We start from the raw sequence: 17491 nt of genomic DNA, 5'->3' as shown, positions 1-17491 counted from the left end.
TTTATTCCTCCTCCCCTACGGTTTGAATAAATAATTCCTCAAGTAAATTTTCTTTTTTCTTCATACTATATAAAAGCCCATTATTTTCTACAATACATTTTGCTATTTGAGGAATAAGCTCATCATCCTTTACATATAATTCTATTTCATTATCAACTTTTTTTATATTTTCATCTATTTTTTTCAGTTCATGAATCATTTTTTCATTTAAATTTCCTACTAAAAGCTGTACAGGTGAATGTAGAAGTTCCTCCATTGTCCCTACCTTTTTCATTCTTCCTTGATCTAAAATAGCAACTCGATCTGATACAAGCTCTACTTCACTTAAAAGGTGCGTATTTAAGAAAATAGTTTTTCCTTGATTTTTCAATTTAAAAATAATGTCTCGAACATCTTTTCTTCCAATAGGATCTAATGCACTTGTAGGTTCATCTAAAAATAATATCTTAGGGTTTGGTAAAATAGCACTCCCCAAACCAATCCTTTGCTTCATTCCTTTGCTATATTCTTTTATTTTTTTATGTTCATGTCCCTTTAGCCCTACCGTTATAAGAACTTCTTCTATTCTATTTTTAATATCTTTTTTATTCATTTTATAAAGTAATCCATGATTCCACAAAAGTTCATATCCACTAAGCCAATTGTGATATTGAAAAAGCTCTGGTAAATATCCTATATTTTTTCTCGTTTCTATATCTCCTATGGGCTTTCCAAGGATTTCTCCATTCCCTGATTCAGCATGTAAAATCCCAAGAAGCGTTCTTATAAAGGTACTCTTACCTGCTCCATTCTTCCCCAAAAAACTAAACACTTCCCCCTCTTTTACAGAGAGGGAAATATCTACAAATCCACCTTTTCCTTTAAATTGTTTTGTTAAATGACTTGTTTTTATAACCATCTACTTCATCTCCTCAACCATAGATAGTACTTCATCTATATCATAATTACTACCTATACTATATATAGTATCCCCTTGTTTAAAATACAGATTGTAATAATCTCTTGAATCTTTATTTTTAATCAGTATCCCTTTTTCTCCTCTAATGTTTACTTCTTCCTTCGTCTGTTTATCTGGATTATAAACGATTGGAATAGTTGATGGTATATTATTCATATCTAGAAATTGTTCTTTTATATTATTGGGTAAAAAGTTCATAGAAAACAAGGATTTTATTAGTTGTTGTTCATCTACATCACTTGGTATTTCTATAGTAGGTGCTTTCATTTGAGTTACCCAAATAGATTTACGACCCTTATCTTTGCTTTCATTTTTACTTTTTATACTATAAGAAAGTACATTTTCAGAAAGAATGCTAAAAGGTTTATTGTCTAAAGTGTTAGGAAGCTGTGTTTCTTCCCCTAAATAATTTAAAAATTCATTTGCTTTATCTATATTTAATTTCATGGTAATCTCTTGTTTTGGATAAATACTAGCATAGTCGTATTCAAAACCATCTTTTAAGTTTATTACCTTTGCACTGCTCATGTTTTCTTTGATAGCTTCTATGTTCGGATTTTCTATATTAATTTCTTTTCCTCCTGAAGATACATCCACTTTAATAAAGTTTTCAATCTCTTTAGAACCACTTCCTTTTCGAAAAATCTCATCTATTTCTCGAATATCTGACTCACTAATGGACACGGTTTTCATTTCCTGTATTCTAAATATTTTTAATAAATCCTGCGCTTTTGCCCTGATAGGATCTACAAATAATAAACTGGTACATATTAAGGCTACAGCAGCAACTGCTGTCCATTTTTTAGCTAATTGGTTCATTTTAAAAATCCTCCTTTGATTCTTATTGACTACATGAATAGGACGGCGTTGAGGAATCATTAATCCTTTGTTAAGAACATTTCCTACCAATTCTTCTTGTTTTTTTAAGCGTTCAAAAGTTTCTTTACAATGAGGACAAGTCTCTATATGTGAAAATACTTCATCTATACGGCCTTCATAGGTATTATCAATGATTTGCTGAAATACCTCTATTTCATAACACATGAAACTCACCTTCCTTTTCATATAATTTTAAAAATTTTTGTTTTCCCCGTGCAATCATCTGACTAATATTGTTTTTAGGAATACCACTCACTTGATGAATTTCTTCATAAGAATATCCCGAAAACTTTAAAATCAAACAAATTCTTTGTTGTTCTGGTAAATTAGATAAAACTTTTCTAATCCTTTTTACCTCTTCATTTCTAAATATTTCATCTTCTATAGAAAAAATCTCATTTACTTCTTCAAAAATGCTTTCTTCCCTTTTGATCCTTCTCTTCTCTCCTCTTAAGTAGTTGAAGGCTGTATTGGTTGCAACCTTTGAAAGCCAAGACCCTAAAAATTGTATTTCTTCTTTTGAATGGAAATATTTTATAAATACTTCCTGTGTTAAATCCTCAGCTAATTCATTATTTCCAACTAAGTAATACAGCTGTTTATATACTAGGCTATAATATTTCTCATAGTTTATTTGAAAGGTTACATCTGCTATTTTCTTTCTTCTTGGGATCCCAAAAATATTAACCACCTCCCGTCTTCATATATATAAACACCGCTATTTTAAAAAAAATGACACTTATTTTAAAAAATATTTTAAGTTTATTGATTTATTCTTTATAAACCTTAATATGATGCTACATGATGAAAAATATTATAACACAGTAAATAATTTTCTTTTTAAAAAAAGAAGACCTAAACATAAGTTTAAGCACTCTTTATATTGCATACTGCAATTTCTTTATTATTAGGTTTTATATCTACTTTCTTTACATATGTCAAATACATAATCAAAGCTAGCGTACAAATCTCACCTAGAATAATTGAAATCCAAATTCCTATATCTCCTATTATTAGAGGAAGAATGATTATAGCAAGTATTGTAAATATCATTCCTCTACTGGTAGATATAATATTGGCTATCTTTGAGTTTTCTGTAGATTGATGATAAGTTACATTTACTATATTTATTGAAGCAATAACAAAGGAAAACCCATAAATAATCATAGCATCATAAGTTAATTTTATAAGTGTGGCATCCCTATTAAAAATACTGATTATTTTTTCTCCAAATAGAAATAATATTCCATATATACTCAATGAAGCAGTAAAGTTCGTCTTCAATCCTATTTTAAATACTTTATTTACCTTTTCATAATCTCCCTTTCCATAGTTATAGCTTAATAATGGCTGTATTCCTTGAGAAATTCCAATAAACAATGCTAAAAGAACAGCACTTATATAACCAATGATACTAAAGCCTGCAACACCCATTTCTCCAATTCTTTTTATGATTACTTGGTTAAAAGCAAATACACTAATTGCTGGTGATACTTGAACGATAAACTCTGGTGTTCCAGCCCTTATAATTCTCATCATTTCGTGTTTTTTTAATTTAGGAATATATAGTTTAAGGTTTCCCCTTTTTCTAACAAAATGAGTTAGAAGAAGGAATACACTAGATAATTGCCCTAATCCTGACGCTACAGCTGCACCCATTATTCCAAGATTTAAAATAAATATAAAAGTATAATCTAAAACTATATTCGTTACTGCACCCAAAATCAAAGAAATCATAGCTAGATTTGGATTTCCATCATTCCTAACAAAAGCACTTAAGGCTAAACTTCCTGAAAATCCAAGACCAAACATCATATAATAACGAAGATATTCAGCTGTTCCTTTGACTAATTCATCACTAGCCCCTAACATTCTAGCTAGTTGTTCTGGAAAAATTACACTGATTATTGATACTACTCCTGTTATAGCTACTATTAAGAATAAGCTCTGTAAAAAGATATTATTTCCTTCCTCATGCTTATTCTCTCCAAACTTTATGGACATTACTGCTGCCCCTCCCATAGTAATCATCATGGTTATAGCAATCATCAGTGTTGTAATAGGTAACGCTACATTTATTGAAGCTAAAGCACTTGCCCCTACTCCTCTACCTACAAATATTCCATCAACAACTATATACAGTGCTGAAACCATCATCCCTATTACAGACGGAACAGCATATTTCATAAACTCTTTCCATAGTGACTTCATATTTCATCCCTCCTAAAAGAGATTATAAAGTCTATACTATGTATAGAGTCAATAGGTTTGAACTAAAATTTGCAATTCATATAATAAATCCTCATTTTCCCATGGTTCTAGGGTATTGAATAATTGACTTTCTACTCCAATACCTATAGGATGAATATTATTTTCTTTCATATATTTTCTTACCCGACCTACTGCCATTTCTCTATCTTTATTCAAATAGGCTATGCATATAAATTTACCCGCCTGTATCTCTTTAATATCTATATTATTATTTTTAATGCTATCCATATAGAGCGTTGAATAAATACTCTTATAACACATATCTCCTTCATTTAAAAATACATCTAAATTTATAAAATATCCCGTTTCTCCCTCAAACATGATTTCATTTTCTTCTAAAATTTTATCTAACTTTCTTAGTTTTATTTCTATATCACTTTCTTCATCTTTTTTATTTAATACAGCATTTACAATAAATCTCTTTTCAATTTCTCTAAAATATATTTCATTAGTTTCTTTAAGTTCTATAGCATATTTAATTTTATTCTCTATCTTTCCTATAGCCTTACTTATATTTTCTAATCTAACGATCTCTTTTTCTACGATCTGCTGTTGATTTTTTATAAAAGATAGAAGTGTAAACACATCTTTATTATGCAATACATCATTGAGTTCCTTAAGAGGAGCCCCTATATATTTAGAATATCTGATTAAATCTAAATAGATAAATTGATCTATCGTATAATATCTATAATTGCTGTTAGGATCAACATACGCAGGTTTTAAAAGTCCCATTCTGTCATAAAGTCTTAAAGCTTGAATAGATACATTATTAATCTTTGCTGTTTCTCCTATAGAAAAATATTTTTTCATAAATCCCTCCATGTAATTCTACAATAGCTCTTACAATAGCCAATCCTAATAATCTTTAACAATATTTTTATATCCTATATAAGTAACATACGCATATCCACCATAAATAATTATAATCCCTATAACAACCATAATAGCTGGTACAAGATCAACGCCTATTGGAAAATCTGAGCTTCTTTTTAATCGATTCATAATCTGAAGTCCTACTACAGCATGTACCAATGCTAATCCAAGAGGAAGCATAAAATGTACAAATACTTGAATGAATATACTTTTGTGAATCATCTCATCCGTTGCACCAATTTTTTTGAGTGATACATATCTATTCAGACTATCACTTCCCTCTGTTAATTGTTGGATAGCTAATACGGCTGCACTGGCTATTAAAAATACAAATCCTAAATAGATACATATATATAAAATAGTTCCTACGAATCCTTTCATTTCATGATAGGTTTGCATTTTCGTACTTGCATACATATAAAACCCATATGACTTTACAAGTTTATCTTTATCAACGATTACATCCCCTTCATATTCATACTTTCTCTCTGGAAGTTTTCCTTGTAACGCTTTTATTTTTTCTTCAAGCTTTTCTTTATTTTTTTCATCTACCTTTATATGCATGGTTGCAGAAGATTTTTTCATATCTTTTATAGCTTGATCTCCTACGATTGCCACTAACTCATCATTACTTTGTATCGTACCTATATTATTTTTTATTAAATAATTCTTATCATCAATCTTTATTTCTTTTTTATTTTTCATTAATTTTTTTAATGCTGCTTTCATGTCATCATTATTTGTTAAAAATGTAATTTCATTTTCTTTCAAAGTAATTGAATCTTCTCCCACCCATTTTCTCATTTCATTATATTGTGATATTTTTCTAACTTCTAAACTTAAAGGATACACTTTTAATCTTTCCTTTAAAATTTCATTTGCATATTCATTAAGCAAACTTTCTAATTTCATCTCAGTTTCATACTCATCTACAACCATATATTGAAAATCTTCCAATTCAACCCCTACTATTTTTAGAGCTTCTTTCATATCTTGTACTTTCTGATTGTCATCAATGGTTAATGTGATTTTTGCATCAAAGGGCATGTACTCTTTTATTTTTTTCTCTACTTCATACTTTACACTAAAACTAGCTGATAACATGCCTATAGTCACAAACAGCATACAACAAATGATGGTCATAGCTATAAAATTTGTATTGATCTTATGCTGAAACTGCTTCATCACAAATATATTTAACTTTTTAAAATATATTCTTTTTCTTTTTTTAAGGATTGTAAATAAAAACCCAGATAATCCAGCGAAAAACAATAATGTTCCTACACTCCCCAATAATATGGCTAATAGAGATTTTCCACTTATAGCCCCCATCGTATATGTCCATCCTAAATAATAACCTCGTCCTAATAAAATGATTCCTAATAAAAATAGACTTACTGCTATCTTGGTATTTTTAAATTTTATTTCTTCATTTTTCTTAGAAGCATAAATCATATCAATCAACTTATTCTTTGATACAACCAATGTATTAAATATCATTACAAGGATAAACATAATTCCAAAATATATAAATGTTTTATAAACAGCACTCATAGATAGACTAAATTTATATTCTTCCATATCAAATGCAAACAATTTTCCTGTAAGTACTGAGATGCCTTGGGATAAAATGATTCCCACAACTAATCCTACTAATAGTGCCATGCTCCCTACCATAAACGTTTCAAGCATCAGTATTTGAGAAATCTTTCTCTTTGACATGCCTAAAGTAGCATAAAGTCCTAACTCTTTTTTTCGTTTTTTTACTACAGCATTGTTGGCATATAGCATTAATCCACTAAAAATAATAGCAATCAATACAGAGATGTAGGATAGTACTTTTAATAATTCTTGTATTTTGTAGATTTCCTTCATGGCTGTTTGACTTTCTATAGCATTAAAATTATAAAAAATACATACAGCTAACATAAGAGTCATAAAATAAATCGTATAATCCTTAAAACTTTTTTTTATATTGTTTTTAGCCATCTTAAAGTACATGATCTACATCCCCTCCTAAAAGAGTCACTACACCTATAATCTTATTGAAAAATTCTTTTCTAGAATCCTTCCCTCTAACAATTTCGTTAAAAATCTTACCATCTTTTAAAAATAATATTCGATCTGCATAGCTTGCAGTAAAAGCATCATGAGTTACTAATAATATAGTAGCCTCTAATCCTTTATTTAATCTTTCAAAACTCTCTAGTAATACTCTTGAAGATTTAGAATCTAATGCACCTGTAGGCTCATCTGCTAATATTAAAGAAGGATCGATGACCATTGCCCTAGCACAAGCTACTCTTTGCTTTTGTCCCCCTGACATTTCATAAGGATATTTATTTAAAACATCTATAATTTCAAGAGTTTTTGATATTTTTTTAATCAAACCATCTATTTCATTTGGATTTTTTCCTTGTATGGTTAACGCCAAAGCAATATTTTCATAACCTGTTAAGGTATCTAATAAATTAAAGTCTTGAAAAATAAACCCTAGCTCATCTCTTCTGAATTGATCTAATTTTTTTGATTTTAATTTCGTAATATTTTGATCATTAATCATAATCTGCCCTGTTGTTACATGATCAATAGTTGAGATACAATTAAGCAATGTAGTTTTACCACTTCCAGATGGGCCCATAATCCCTACAAATTCACCTTTATCCACTTGAAAGCTTACTTGATTTAATGCCTTTGTAATGTTTCCTTTTTTTCCATAATATTTTTCTATTTTTTCTACCCTTAAAATATTTTGCATATTCTTCTCCTCCAAATTTTCTTATACACTTATTATAGTCAACAATGTAAAATTCACCTATTGAATTCTCTTTCATTAAAGTTACATTTTCGTAAGATAACTTTTGTTCCTCCCCCATGACTATCAAGGGAATAAATTTATGTAAAATTACTAGAGAGTAATATGCAGTAAATAATTAAAGAGATCCTCAAAGTTATTTCAAAAACAGAATGAACTTGCTCAATAAGCAGTTTTGAAAGTATAAAAAGTGGAATATTGACTTTGTAGGTATTACTTTTGATTAGTATTTCATTGATTATTCAAAATAATTGTAAAAAAAATAACATGATGTTAGAATAAATTAAGTGCAAATAAAGTTCTACAGATAAAATTATTGTATGCTCAATTATGGAGGCTTTATGAAAAAGGGAAAGATACTAATTTTAATAACATTTCTACTTATTGGTAGTATTGGAATGAGAAAGTTAGATATAAATTTAAGATATAATATGGGGATGTGTGATTACTATAAATATAATACTACATTAACAGAAAAGGAAAAGGATTTGTTACAAGAAAAACATTTTCTTGTAGGTGTTTATAATGATCCCCCTTTGGCATTTATCAATAAATTTAATAATTATAATGCTGGGATTATGGTGGATTATTTATCTCAGTTAGCTATTGAATTAAGTAGTAATATTCATCTGAAAGTAGGATCACAGGATTATCTAATGAAAGCAATGAAAAATGATGAAGTGGATATCATGGTTATGGAAAATACAGATGAAAATAAAAAAGAGTTTGACATAAGTCAGTCTTTATGTGTTGTTAAGGGAAAAATATTCGTAAAAAATAACTCCAATATTAAAGATATTGAAGATATAAAGGATAGGACTTTAGTGGTATTAGAGAGGGATAATGAAGATGGACGTATAAATAAATATTTTAAAGATAAAATCAATGTTAAAATCTTTGAAGTAGACAATATCTATCAGTGTTTTGCTTTAATAAAAACGCATACAGTAGACGGATTTGTGGGAGATGATATGGAAATTGCACATTTTCTTAATGTGACAAATAGAGGTACAAACTTTAGAGTTTTAGAACCTACTCTTTATGAGAAAGAGATGTGCTTGGCTGTAAAGAAAGAAAATGGATATTTACTTGATATATTAAACAAAGGTATACTCCAACTAAAGAAAAAAAATTTGATAGCACAGACTCAATATAAATGGCTTGGAAATTTTGATACAGATGTTATTGACTTAAGTAGTATTGAATTAGCTTATAAAGTATTACTTGCAGGCATATCGATTATAGTAATCTTTTCTAGTTGGAATTATCTAATCACTCAAAGAGTTAACACGAAGACTAGAGAATTATCTGAAAGTAAAGAAGAATTACGTCTTATTATTGATACAATGAAAAATGGTATTATGGTTATAGAAGGGGACTCTATTATTGTAGAATGTAACGATGCAATCACTGGTATAACAAATATCCCTAGAGAAGATTTAATAGGATCTAATTATAAGGAGTTCAAAGCTTTGTATCCTTTTGTTAACATAGATAATATGAATAAGTTGTTTAATGTGGGAAATTCTTATTATTATGTTACTAGTCAAAAAATTGCAAGTAATAAAAGTATGATTATAATTGAGGACTATACAAAAAAATATTTTAATGAAAAGAGGGCAAGACAGGAATCTAAGATGATAGCTGTTGGGCAACTATCAGCTGGTCTTGCTCATGAGATAAGGAATCCATTAGGATTAATAAAAAGCTACAGTTATATTATTGAAAAACATAGTATTAATGAACTTTGTGATCATGCCATAGTGGTTATAAATGACTCGGTTGCAAGAATTAATAAACTTGTTGAAAATTTATTGAGATTTTCAAAGCTTTCAAATGATGAAACTAAATCAGTGAATATTGAAAATCTATTAAATTTGATACTAGAATTAGAAGAAAAGAATATTGAACAAAATGGAATAAAAATTATTACTAGCTTTACAGGTAAGTCTTCTAAACAAGTCTTTATTAATGAAGATGTATTAAGAATGCTACTTTTGAATCTAATCAATAATAGTATTGATTCGTTTAAAGGTGTTGCTCGAGAAGAAAAGAAAATAGACATAAGAATGAATATTGAAGAGGACTATTTAAGGATAGAAGTTATGGATAACGGCTGTGGGATTGAAAAGAAAAAGCTTGAAAATATATTTAATCCATTTTATTCTACCAAAGAAAATGGAACAGGTTTAGGCCTCTATATTATCAGTACAGAAATATCCAATAATGATGGACGGATATCGGTAGAAAGTAATTTAGGAGAAGGTACAAAGTTTGATATAATTCTACCAATAAAGGAAATAAAGGAGTAATGTAAATGGTTGAAAAAAAGGGATATAAAATATTAATTGTAGATGATGAAATAGAGTATCAAAAAGTTTTATCTTTTATCCTTTCAGATGTTGGATATGATGTTGCAACTTGTTCTAATGGAATCGAAGCCCTTGAGCATATTGATAATAATATAGTACATCTTGTACTCACTGATTTAAAAATGCCTGTTATGGATGGCGTTGAATTGATAAAGAGAATAAAAGAAAAATACAATGATTTAGATATAATTGTTATGACAGCCTTTGGGAGTATTGAGAGTGCAGTTGATTCAATAAAATATGGTGCTATAGATTATTTTGTTAAGAGCGGTGATATGCAAGAATTGGTTATGAAAGTTGATCGGTTAGCTAAAATATGTAGATTAGAGCAGAAAAGTTCCTTTTTACTTGAGAATCAGAACAAAACGGACTTATTTATCGAGTCTAGAAATGAAGAATACTCAAAACTTTTGGAAATGTGTAAACGAGCCGCTGATACAGGTATTAATATACTACTACTAGGAGAATCTGGAGTAGGTAAGGAAGTCATTGCCAATTATATTCATCAATTAAGTAAAAGAAGACAAGAACCCTTTGTTCCTGTTAATTGTCAAGTTTTTCCCGAAGGGGTTATAGAATCTGAACTATTTGGCCATGAAAAAGGCTCCTTTACAGGGGCTATTGATACTAGAGTGGGAAAATTTGAACAAGCCAACCTTGGGACTTTATTCTTAGATGAAATTGGGGATTTACCAATTGCGACACAAGGAAAATTACTAAGAGCTATAGAAAGCAGAAGAATAGAGCGACTTGGCAGTAATAAATCAATAGATTTAGATGTAAGATTTATTTCAGCTACAAATAAAGACCTTTCCAAGCAAATACTTGAAGGAGATTTTAGAGAGGATTTGCTCTACAGAATAAATACTTTAACACTGCATATACCTCCATTAAGAGAAAGAAGAGAAGATCTACTAGCGCTTATTCATTTTTTTATTAAAAAGATTGAGAGAGATCAAAAGAAAAAAATAAAACATGTTGACCATGAGGTAATGGATTTTTTATTGCAATATGATTATCCCGGAAATATCAGAGAACTTAAGAATATAGTTGAAAGAATGATTGCATTAAGTAAAGATGGTATTGTTACAGTTAATGAAATATTAATGCCAATAGGTTGTGGTAATGAAAAAAAGGTCAAAAATAATCATTGTAAAAAGACATTACAGAATGCTCGTTCAGATTTTGAAAAGATTTTTATATTAGAGGCTTTAAAAAATAATAATTGGAATGTTACAAGAACAGCAGATGAATTAGAAATAAGTAAAAGACAACTATGGAATAAGATTAACAAATATAATCTAGAGTTAAAAAAGGTGTGAACAATTTTTCACTATTAAGTAAGGAAGTGTGAAATATAGTTCACGCTTTTTTTGTCCTCTAAATATCAATTATTTTAAAACTAGCATTAGACTAGTGTTAAAGATAATTAATAGACTTATAAAAACTGGTATGATATTTGCTATATTAGAAGAATGATTATATAAATTTCATCAAAATGATAAGAAAGGAATGAAAAAAATGAAAAAATCAAAATGGTTAGTACTTGCATTAGTAGTAACATTAGTAATGAGCTGTATGGTAGGATGCGGTAATAATGAGAAAGCTGTATCAGAATCAAAGGATGGTCCAATTGTTATTAGAATTGGACATACTGACTCATCTCAAAGATCTACTCATAAATGGAGTGAGGCTTTAGGAGAGTATTTAGAAAAAGAGGCACCTGGTAAATTTAAAGTAGAAGTTTATTCAGATGGACAATTAGGGGATACCCCTGATTTAGTATCAGGTATCAAAATTGGAACAGTTACAATGATGTTTGACTTATCATCTGCAATAACATCAGCATCAGGACCAGCTTCAACTTGTATAGATTTACCTTATTTATATCCTTCATTTGAAGCTTGGGAAAAGGGTACTTTTGAAAATGGTGGATTAGAATTATTCAATGAAACGTTGAAAGATTCAGGATATTATTGTATAGATATGTACTATAACGGAATGAGACAAATTATAAGTAGAGATAAAATTTATAAAACACAAAGTGATTTAAAAGGACAAAAAGTTCGTATTGCACAAAATGACTTAAATATTGAGATTTGGAAAGCTATGGGAGCTAATCCAACACCTATGGCTTGGGGAGAAGTTGTAACATCATTATCTCAAGGACAGATTAATGCATTAGACCATTCTTTAGGTGTATTTAATGATTTTAATCTACATGAAATCGCACCACATGTAACGTTAACAAATCATGCTAGTTCTCCATTCCCAATTATCTGTTCAAGAGATTGGATCGAATCTTTAGATCCAGCAGATAGAGAAGTATTAGAAGCTGGTGTTAAAGAGGTTGCTAAGAAACAAAGAGCAGAGGAATATGCTAAAGAGAAAGAATACATCAAGAGATTTAAAGATGAAGGTGCAGAAGTATATGAATTATCAGCTGATGAAATAAAGGCCTTCGAAAAAGCTGTAGAACCAGTGTATGACTATCAACGTAAATTAGTTGGAGATGAAATGATTGAGAAATGGTTAAAGACACGCCCTTAAAAAAAATAATAAATGATTAATAAATTAGATTGTTGACAAAGTCAACAAAATGTTTGGCTTTGTTAACAGTCTTAATAGCTCATAAACAAACTTGATTGCTGAGGACAATAATCCACTTAGCAAATAAGTCATTTTAGCAGTATAAAAGGAGGTCAGGATATTACTCTTTTACTAAGAGTAATAGTATAATATGAGAAAAAAAATCTTGGTAACTTTAGATAAAATCGAAGATACTGTCCTGATAGTTATGTTTATGGCCATGGTGGGAATCATCTTTTTCCAAGTTATTATGAGATACATTTTTAACAATTCCCTATCTTGGTCAGAAGAACTAGGGAAATTTTTATTTGTGTGGCTTTCATGGTTAGGAATAAGTATAGGACATAGAAAAAAAGAACATATAAGAATTACGTTACTAGTTGACAAATTACCAAATAAATTAAAGCACTTAGCAGAAGCACTAACAGAATTAATATTAATTTTTATTTGTGGTATTACAATGTATTACGGATTTAATATGATTAATATACAAATAAATGTCCCTTATGCAGGAATTAAAATCAGTACAGCTTGGGGTTATCTGTCTCTTGTGCTTGGATGTGGAATATTTATAATTAGAGCAATAGCATACTTTATAGAGGCAGTCAAAAATATGATGAAAAATGAGATAATTTCATAAGGGGGGAACAATAATGGCAGTACCTGCATTGTTTATTGCATTATTTGTAATGTTATTATTAGGTGTTCCTGTTGGATTTGCAATAGGTGGAGCTACTATGTTATCAATGTTTCTCTACTCTGACTTGAACATGGCTATTAATGCGCAATATTGCTATAGTGGTATATTTTCATTTACTGTAATGGCCATACCTTTTTTTATGTTGGCGGGGCTTATCATGTCAACAGGAGGTATAGCTAGAAGAATTGTTAATTTTGCATCTGCATTAATAAGTTTTGTAAATGGTGCTATTGGTTGTGTAACAATCATTGCATGTATGTTTTTCGGTGCTTTATCAGGATCTGGTATGGCGACAACATCAGCCATCGGTGGAATGATGATTCCTGAGATGAAGAAAAAGGGGTATGATCCAGCTTATGCAGCTACAATAGTTTGCTTTGGCGGTATTATTGGACCAATTATTCCTCCAAGTTTATCCTTTGTATTATATGGAGCTTCAACAGGAGTATCTATTTCACAATTATTTCTAGCAGGAGTATTACCAGGAGTACTGATAGGTATTTTATTTTTAATCGCAAATATTATTATATGTACTAAAAACGGAGTTGATTTAAAGCAAAAAAGAGTAAATGAGGCAGATGAAAAAGTCCCAATTAGCGAAGCTATGAAATATAGAAGTTCAGAAATTCTTAAAAGTGTAAAAGAAGGTTTTTGGGCACTATTATCTCCAGTTATTATTCTAGGAGGTATTTATTCAGGAGTTTTCACACCTACTGAAGCAGCTTGTATATCTGTTGTATACTCAATTATAATAAGTTTATATGTATATAAGGATTTAACATGGGATGGGTTAAAGGACGTGTTTTTAGAAACAGCAGTATTAAACGGAATAACCTCATTTTTATTAGGATATTCTACTGTGTTTTCTACATTTATGACTTATGAGAGAATTCCAAGGATGATTACAGAGTTTTTAACAGGTGTATCATCCAATCCTTTAATTGTATTGCTATTTGTTAACTTAATACTATTAGCTGTAGGTTTATTTCTCGATACAGTTCCAGCTATTATTGTTATGGCGCCAATGTTAATGCCAACAGTTAAAGCATTAGGTATTAATCCTGTACACTTTGGAGTACTTATGGCTGTAAACTTAGCATTAGGTTTATGTACACCTCCTTACGGATGTAATCTATTTGTAGGTGCAGCTGTTGCTAAGATAAAAATGGAAAATATGTTTGCCCATATTGTGCCATTGTTTATAGTAGGCTTAATTGGACTCGCCTTAATAACCTATGTACCATGGCTATCACTTGTATTCGTTAAATAAATGTATCCGTCAAATATAACTCATATATGAATAAAATCCTATCTATGAGATCATTCTCTAGATAGGACTTTTTACTATTTTTTAACTCTCTAAATGAAACTTACTTAACGGAAAAGTTATATTCACTTTTGTTCCCACCCCTAATTGAGACGTAATACTTATTGCTAATCCTAGCTTTTGACAAAGCTTTTTACAAAGATAAAGCCCCATCCCTGTAGAAGCCGTATACTTTCTTCCGTGCTCTCCTGTATATCCCTTTTCAAAAACTTTATGGAGATCCTTTTCTGAAATACCTATGCCATTGTCTTCAATTATCAAAATCACATTATTTTTATTCTTTTTAGCATATATTTTTATCTTCCCATCTTGCTCTTTCATATACTTAATAGCATTACTTATAATCTGATGAAGTATAAATTGTACCCACTTTATATCACTATATACCTCTTCATTGATTTCATCTAATTGTAAGTCTATTTTTTTATGAATAAAATCCTTAGCATTTCTCCTAATAGTATGATTGATCACTTTAACTAAGTCAAATTTTTTTATCAAATAATCCTGACTCACATGACTGCTTCTTGCATAATACAACGCCTGTTCTACAAATCCGTCTATTTTCTTTATTTCTTGACCTATATTATCCATTCCCTCACTTTTATTATTTTCTATAATTAACATACTTGATGCAATAGGTGTTTTTATTTCATGAACCCAAGTTTCTATATATTCTCTATATTCTAATTGAAGATTTTTATACTCATTTACATGCTCATGCATAGATTTATTGCATATTCTTAATATTTCATAAAAAAGCTTTTCCTCTAAACAAGTTGGTTTTTGCATAATCTCTGATAGTAAGTATTTTTCATCAAGGCTTTCTAGAAGACCCTCCATGTGATTATAATGTTTTTTAGCCTTCATATATTCTATCAGTATATAGCTCATTAAAGGAAAGAACCATAAGATCAGAATTGAAAATATCACATTCCCTTTTATATCTAATAGCAAAAGAATACAAACCAAACTAAAAAATCCTATAAAATTGATTAATAAGCATGAAAATCTTTCTTTCAAATAATCTTTTAACTTCATGGCATCATATATCCTAAGCCACGTCTTGTCTCTATTACATCTTTTATACCTATTTCTTCAAGTTTTCTTCTTAATCTTGTTACATTTACAGATAAGGTATTATCATCAATAAAAACATTTGAATTCCATAAATATTCCATAAGCACATCCCTAGATACAATACTCCCCTTATTTTTGATTAAACAAGAAAGAATTTTCAGTTCATTCTTCGTTAACTGTTCTGTTTTTCCTTTATAGTTAATCGAACCATTAGATAAATTTAATTCTAAATCATGATACATCAGTACATCTCTATATTGATCTTTAGAAGCTCTTTTTAAAACCGCTGCAATACGAGCCAAAAGGATTTGTGTATTATAAGGTTTTGTAATAAAATCATCTGCACCAAAATTCATACTCATAAGTTCATCTACTTCACTATCTCTACTTGTAACAATGATAATAGGGATATCTGAATCTTTTCTAACTTCTCTACAGATATGATACCCATCAAATACAGGTAAATTAATATCTAATAATATTAAATCAGCATTTGCTCTATTGATATATTCAATGATATTTTCAAATTGATCTGGAGCATCAATTTCATAACCATATTTAGATAAAAATATTTTAAGCTCTTCTCTAATAGTTTCTGTATCCTCGATAATAATAATTTTTTTCATAAACACCTCCACATATGTAAACAACCTTATCCTTTCTGTACCCCTTAGAAGTAATATCTTCTCACATCTGACAATTTAATTTTATTATATCAGAAAAATAATTATTTCATGAGCAGCTATTTCTTTAAAAAATACTCCTTATATAATCTGAAATAAATACGCCTAATTTTTCATGAGCCTCAGGATCTAAATGTAATCCATCAATTTTGCTAGATTTTATAACCTTAGAAGCATCTATCAAATAACATTGTTCTTGAAGAATATTTTGAAATTCCTCTGAAAATTTTAAACTCTTCTCTATTCCCCCACACATAATCGAAACCTTTTCTATTCCTTCCTCCATTGGTGGCGGGATGATCACCAATACTTCTGGAGGCTGCATATTAGGACCTGTATCACTCCCTTTTATCATCTTAACTAAAGCTTCAACCCCTTTTGCCACATCTACTGCCTGTAAAGAAAATCGATGTTTTAAATCATTGCTTCCTAAAAATAAAACCACTAAATCAATAGGCTTATGGCTATGAATACATGGAAAAAGATATTTTTTTCCATTTCTATACTCTCCTTCAATAGGATCATCCCACACTGTAGTTCTTCCATTCAGTCCTTCACATATGACTTCATATTCATCTCCTAACCTTTTTTTCAAAATAGAAGTCCATATCTTGTTTTTTTCATATCTTGTCTTTGTTTTTGGATTGTATCCCCAAGTATTTGAATCTCCATAGCATAGTATGGTTTTCATAAATATCACCTTTTCATTAGAAATTTATTATTTTTGTGTACATAATTCTAGTTTATGGTTACACCCTTATATTTTCTATAGTTTGGGTAGATTAAGCTCTACTACTAACATCATTATATACTTTTTTAAGTAAAAAAATTTTATTGTTAAAATTTTTTATTTCAATAATTAAAAATATCAGGGCAATATAATAATATTACCCTGATATTCAACCCCCATTATTTATGGCACTATTCACCCGTAATTCTCAAAT

Annotated in this window: 15 protein-coding genes; 5 read left to right on the top strand and 10 right to left on the bottom strand. The window is 29.4% G+C overall.

Features of this window, described 5'->3' with window-relative positions; genetic code table 11:
- Position 1: 1 nt before the first annotated feature.
- The 7 genes from K7H06_RS19600 to K7H06_RS19570 form a co-directional block, all read right to left on the bottom strand.
- Positions 2 to 898 (bottom strand): ABC transporter ATP-binding protein, encoded by an 897-nt coding sequence (locus tag K7H06_RS19600; RefSeq protein WP_223037682.1) that lies wholly within the window; start codon positions 896 to 898, stop codon positions 2 to 4.
- Complete coding sequence (locus tag K7H06_RS19595; protein ID WP_223037681.1) at positions 899 to 2002, bottom strand: anti-sigma factor family protein; 1104 nt, start codon at positions 2000 to 2002, stop codon at positions 899 to 901.
- A complete protein-coding gene (locus K7H06_RS19590; RefSeq protein WP_223037680.1) occupies positions 1992 to 2528 on the bottom strand; it encodes a sigma-70 family RNA polymerase sigma factor in 537 nt (178 codons plus the stop codon). Before K7H06_RS19590 ends, K7H06_RS19595 begins: the two co-directional genes overlap by 11 nt.
- Positions 2529 to 2704: 176 nt before the next feature.
- On the bottom strand, positions 2705 to 4048 hold the full coding sequence (locus K7H06_RS19585; protein WP_223037679.1) for an MATE family efflux transporter: 1344 nt from the start codon (positions 4046 to 4048) through the stop codon (positions 2705 to 2707).
- Between the two features lie 48 nt (positions 4049 to 4096).
- Positions 4097 to 4921, bottom strand: a complete 825-nt coding sequence (locus tag K7H06_RS19580; RefSeq protein WP_223037678.1) for a MerR family transcriptional regulator — start codon at positions 4919 to 4921, stop codon at positions 4097 to 4099.
- A 45-nt stretch (positions 4922 to 4966) separates the two neighbouring features.
- Positions 4967 to 6985, bottom strand: coding sequence for an FtsX-like permease family protein (locus K7H06_RS19575; RefSeq protein ID WP_223037677.1), 2019 nt, complete (start codon positions 6983 to 6985; stop codon positions 4967 to 4969).
- The gene (locus tag K7H06_RS19570; protein WP_223037676.1) at positions 6975 to 7742 is read right to left on the bottom strand and encodes an ABC transporter ATP-binding protein; all 768 of its coding nucleotides are present in this window, start codon (positions 7740 to 7742) and stop codon (positions 6975 to 6977) included. Before K7H06_RS19570 ends, K7H06_RS19575 begins: the two co-directional genes overlap by 11 nt.
- Before the next feature lie 398 nt (positions 7743 to 8140).
- Here K7H06_RS19570 and K7H06_RS19565 point away from each other — a divergent pair, with 398 nt between their 5' ends.
- From K7H06_RS19565 to K7H06_RS19545, 5 genes are all read left to right on the top strand, one after another.
- On the top strand, positions 8141 to 10111 hold the full coding sequence (locus K7H06_RS19565) for an ATP-binding protein (RefSeq protein ID WP_223037675.1): 1971 nt from the start codon (positions 8141 to 8143) through the stop codon (positions 10109 to 10111).
- A gap of 5 nt (positions 10112 to 10116) precedes the next feature.
- Positions 10117 to 11493, top strand: coding sequence for a sigma-54-dependent transcriptional regulator (locus tag K7H06_RS19560; protein ID WP_223037674.1), 1377 nt, complete (start codon positions 10117 to 10119; stop codon positions 11491 to 11493).
- Between the two features lie 199 nt (positions 11494 to 11692).
- Complete coding sequence (locus tag K7H06_RS19555; RefSeq protein ID WP_246637584.1) at positions 11693 to 12721, top strand: TRAP transporter substrate-binding protein; 1029 nt, start codon at positions 11693 to 11695, stop codon at positions 12719 to 12721.
- A gap of 190 nt (positions 12722 to 12911) precedes the next feature.
- Positions 12912 to 13400, top strand: a complete 489-nt coding sequence (locus tag K7H06_RS19550) for a TRAP transporter small permease (protein WP_223037672.1) — start codon at positions 12912 to 12914, stop codon at positions 13398 to 13400.
- Between the two features lie 13 nt (positions 13401 to 13413).
- The gene (locus tag K7H06_RS19545) at positions 13414 to 14730 is read left to right on the top strand and encodes a TRAP transporter large permease (RefSeq protein ID WP_246637583.1); all 1317 of its coding nucleotides are present in this window, start codon (positions 13414 to 13416) and stop codon (positions 14728 to 14730) included.
- Between the two features lie 81 nt (positions 14731 to 14811).
- Here the strand turns inward: K7H06_RS19545 and K7H06_RS19540 are convergent, their stop codons facing one another.
- The 3 genes from K7H06_RS19540 to K7H06_RS19530 form a co-directional block, all read right to left on the bottom strand.
- The gene (locus K7H06_RS19540) at positions 14812 to 15825 is read right to left on the bottom strand and encodes a sensor histidine kinase (RefSeq protein WP_223037671.1); all 1014 of its coding nucleotides are present in this window, start codon (positions 15823 to 15825) and stop codon (positions 14812 to 14814) included.
- Positions 15822 to 16490, bottom strand: coding sequence for a response regulator transcription factor (locus K7H06_RS19535; protein WP_223037670.1), 669 nt, complete (start codon positions 16488 to 16490; stop codon positions 15822 to 15824). The genes K7H06_RS19540 and K7H06_RS19535 overlap by 4 nt, the downstream gene beginning before the upstream one ends.
- Before the next feature lie 124 nt (positions 16491 to 16614).
- On the bottom strand, positions 16615 to 17238 hold the full coding sequence (locus K7H06_RS19530) for an SGNH/GDSL hydrolase family protein (protein WP_223037669.1): 624 nt from the start codon (positions 17236 to 17238) through the stop codon (positions 16615 to 16617).
- Positions 17239 to 17491: the final 253 nt, after the last annotated feature.

This window comes from Crassaminicella profunda, assembly GCF_019884785.1.
In the GTDB taxonomy this organism is placed as follows: Bacteria; Bacillota; Clostridia; order Peptostreptococcales; family Thermotaleaceae; genus Crassaminicella; species Crassaminicella profunda.
This window is presented reverse-complemented; position numbering and strand designations above follow the sequence as displayed.

Excerpts from the sequence above, each read along its gene's own strand:
- K7H06_RS19550 (WP_223037672.1), top strand. The coding sequence starts at position 12,912 with ATGAGAAAAAAAATCTTGGTAACTTTAGATAAAATCGAAGATACTGTC.
- K7H06_RS19570 (WP_223037676.1), bottom strand. The coding sequence starts at position 7,742 with ATGCAAAATATTTTAAGGGTAGAAAAAATAGAAAAATATTATGGAAAA.
- K7H06_RS19545 (WP_246637583.1), top strand. The coding sequence starts at position 13,414 with ATGGCAGTACCTGCATTGTTTATTGCATTATTTGTAATGTTATTATTA.
- K7H06_RS19575 (WP_223037677.1), bottom strand. The coding sequence starts at position 6,985 with ATGTACTTTAAGATGGCTAAAAACAATATAAAAAAAAGTTTTAAGGAT.
- K7H06_RS19595 (WP_223037681.1), bottom strand. The coding sequence starts at position 2,002 with ATGTGTTATGAAATAGAGGTATTTCAGCAAATCATTGATAATACCTAT.
- K7H06_RS19560 (WP_223037674.1), top strand. The coding sequence starts at position 10,117 with ATGGTTGAAAAAAAGGGATATAAAATATTAATTGTAGATGATGAAATA.
- K7H06_RS19555 (WP_246637584.1), top strand. The coding sequence starts at position 11,693 with ATGAAAAAATCAAAATGGTTAGTACTTGCATTAGTAGTAACATTAGTA.
- K7H06_RS19585 (WP_223037679.1), bottom strand. The coding sequence starts at position 4,048 with ATGAAGTCACTATGGAAAGAGTTTATGAAATATGCTGTTCCGTCTGTA.
- K7H06_RS19530 (WP_223037669.1), bottom strand. The coding sequence starts at position 17,238 with ATGAAAACCATACTATGCTATGGAGATTCAAATACTTGGGGATACAAT.
- K7H06_RS19600 (WP_223037682.1), bottom strand. The coding sequence starts at position 898 with ATGGTTATAAAAACAAGTCATTTAACAAAACAATTTAAAGGAAAAGGT.
- K7H06_RS19580 (WP_223037678.1), bottom strand. The coding sequence starts at position 4,921 with ATGAAAAAATATTTTTCTATAGGAGAAACAGCAAAGATTAATAATGTA.
- K7H06_RS19540 (WP_223037671.1), bottom strand. The coding sequence starts at position 15,825 with ATGAAGTTAAAAGATTATTTGAAAGAAAGATTTTCATGCTTATTAATC.
- K7H06_RS19535 (WP_223037670.1), bottom strand. The coding sequence starts at position 16,490 with ATGAAAAAAATTATTATTATCGAGGATACAGAAACTATTAGAGAAGAG.
- K7H06_RS19565 (WP_223037675.1), top strand. The coding sequence starts at position 8,141 with ATGAAAAAGGGAAAGATACTAATTTTAATAACATTTCTACTTATTGGT.